2 protein-coding genes are annotated in these 2,258 nt (G+C 73.7%); both read left to right on the top strand.

What is annotated here, in order from left to right:
• Window positions 1-439: NADH-flavin reductase (locus tag AB0O00_RS36405; protein ID WP_363658989.1), on the top strand; the 439-nt coding region annotated here is incomplete at its 5' end.
• Between the two features lie 174 nt (window positions 440-613).
• The gene (locus AB0O00_RS36400) at window positions 614-2,200 is read left to right on the top strand and encodes an alpha/beta hydrolase (protein ID WP_363658988.1); all 1,587 of its coding nucleotides are present in this window, start codon (window positions 614-616) and stop codon (window positions 2,198-2,200) included.
• Window positions 2,201-2,258 lie beyond the last annotated feature (58 nt).

Here is a 2,258-nt window from a genome sequence, read left to right as displayed (position 1 = left end):
CATCACCTCCACCCGCCCGGCGCCCGGCAGCGTGGGCGAACTCGCCGCGGCCACCAAGGGCCTGCTGGCCGGCCTCGCCGGGACGGGCGTGCGCCTGCTCGCCGTCGGCGGCGCGGGCAGCCTCACCGTCCCCGGGACCGGCGGCACCGCCCTCGTCGACACCCCGGACTTCCCGGACGCGATCCGCCCCATCTCCCTCGCCTGCAGCGAGCAGCTCGCCCTCTACCGCGCCGACGAGCAGGTCGACTGGACCCACCTGAGCCCGGCCGCCCTGCTCGAACCCGGCACCCGCACCGGCCGGTTCCGCCTCGGGCGCGACGAACTGCTCGTCGACGCCGACGGCAACTCCACCATCTCGATGGAGGACCTCGCCGTCGCCCTGCTCGACGAGGCCGAGACCCCCGCCCACCGCCGCACCCGCTTCACCGCTGCGTACTGAGGGCGTACCGAGGGCGTACTGACGCCGTACCGACGGGGAGCCGAGCCCCGGTCCGCCATCCCCCCACAGACGGACCGGGTGCCGGCCCCCGTACGGGAGGTATAGCCAGCACCACCCCCAAAACGGATGCGCACGTGATCGCCCGTCAGGCCCCGGTCCGACAGGATTTTCCACGTGAAGACAGCCCACGTGAAGACAGCCACCAGCACCGCCACCGCGAAGCCCTCCGCCTCCCGCACCCGCCGCGCCGCCGTCGCGGTGGCCGCGGCCGTGATCGCCGGGCTCGCGCTGCCCGCCACCGCCGGCGCCGCCCCCAACGACGCCCGCGACCCGGGTGACGCCGTGACCGTCCCGACCCGCTACGCCCAGCAGCAGCTCGACTGGAAGCCGTGCGACGGGCAACCCACCCTGGAGTGCGCCACCATGGCCGTCCCGCGCGACTGGCACCACCCGGACGCCGGGGCCGACCTGTCCATCGCCGTCTCGCGCCACCACGCCGGCGACCCGGCCCACCGCAAGGGCACCCTGCTCATGGCCGCCGGCGGCCCCGGCGCCTCGGGCCTGCTGCGCCCGGCCGGGCTGGCCGCCAACGCGCCCAAGGTCGGCGCGGCGTACGACATCGTGAGCTTCGACCAGCGCGGGGTCGGGCGCAGCACGCGGGCGCAGTGCCAGAGCCCGGAGCAGTTCCAGGAGTTCATGGCGGGCGACTACCGCGACCAGTCCCCCGAGGCGATCGACCGCGTCATCGCCAACGCCGAGACGCTCGTGGCCGGTTGCGAGGACCACAGCGGCGACCTGCTCCCCTACCTGACCACCGAGGAGACCGCCCACGACCTCGACCTGTTCCGCTCGCTGCTGGGCGAGCAGAGGATCAGCTACTACGGCCCGTCCTACGCCTCGATGATCGGCGCCTACTACGGGACGCTCTTCCCGCACCGGGTCGAGCGGATGCTGCTGGACAGCAACATCGGCTTCGAGGGCACGTGGGAGACGTTCGAGCTCGGCCAGCCGATGAGCTTCCAGCGGCGCTTCGACGAGGACTTCGTGCCGTGGCTCGCGGCCCGCGACAGCACCTACCACTTCGGCGCGACGCCGCAGGAGGTGAAGGACCGCTGGGAGAAGCGGCGGGCGGCGCTGCACGACGGCCCGATCGTCGCGGGCGCGGTGACGATCGGCCCGAACCAGCTCGACAACGGCGCGATCGGAGCGATGTACGAGGAGGCGAACTTCCCGTACCTCGCCGGGGCACTGGCCGCCGTCGACGACTGGCAGGGCGCCGACGCCACCGCCAAGGACCTGGCCGGGAAGGTGTTCGGCCACTACCTCAGCCCGGACTTCCTCGCCGAGTACTTCTCGGTGACGTGCTCCGACACCCCGTGGACGACGGACCTGGACACCTGGGTCGAGCGCGGCGCCGAGAACACCGCCCGCTACCCGCTCGTCGGCGCCCGGACGCTGGCCTACAGCGCCGTCTGCGCGTCCTGGCCCAAGACCCACACCCCGCGCGTGAAGGTGACCGGCGCCCACCTGCCGCCGACCGTCATGCTCAACTCGGTGCACGACCCGGCGACGTACTACGAGGCCGCTCTCGGCGCCCACCGCGCACTGCGCGGCTCCCGGCTGGTCACGGTCACCGGCAACGGCGACCACGGCCAGTACCCCACCGCGAACACCTGCGTGACCGGCGTCGTCGAGCGCTACCTGCTGGACGACCAGGCCCCCGAGCACGACCTCACCTGTCCCTCTCCGCAGGCGGGTTGACCGCGCGCCTCGCCGCGGCGGGCCGGCCGGCGGTTGTCAGGTCCGGCCGGGGTCAGGT

This window comes from Kitasatospora sp. NPDC093558 (genome assembly GCF_040683475.1).
Lineage (GTDB): Bacteria > Actinomycetota > Actinomycetes > Streptomycetales > Streptomycetaceae > Kitasatospora.
The sequence above is the reverse complement of the archived record's forward strand: the minus strand, read 5'-3'. Positions and strand labels throughout refer to the sequence as shown.